The 312-nt window shown below is 48.7% G+C and carries 1 protein-coding gene; it reads left to right on the forward strand.

Annotated features, from left to right (window positions below; all coding sequences use genetic code 11):
• Positions 1-262, forward strand: a 262-nt coding sequence (locus QWF21_RS18145; RefSeq protein ID WP_330089439.1) for a transposase, incomplete at its 5' end; no start/stop codon positions are given.
• Between the last annotated feature and the right edge of the window lie 50 nt (positions 263-312).

Below are 312 nucleotides of genomic sequence, written 5' to 3' on the forward strand. Positions count from 1 at the left end.
AAAGATTTACCACCGACGAAAAGAGACGGTAGAGCGTAGCTTCGCAGATGCAAAACAACAACATGGCCATCGCTATGCACGGTTCCGAGGCCTGTTTAAGGTGCAGATGCAATGTCTGCTGGCGGCAGCCGCGCAGAACATCAAGAAAATGGCCTTGCTGGCCTTTTTATCGCATTTTTACGGCTATAAAAACGCCGTATTCATGCTCAAGAGGCTGATTAGGCAGGTTCAACCTGTCCATGGTGGTGAGTTGGCAATTTAACGACCAAGGGTGCAAACGAGCGTACAACTAGGATCGCTACCCAGAAAAAA

Source organism: Alkalimonas mucilaginosa (assembly GCF_036327005.1).
Taxonomy (GTDB): Bacteria; Pseudomonadota; Gammaproteobacteria; order Enterobacterales; family Alteromonadaceae; genus Alkalimonas; species Alkalimonas mucilaginosa.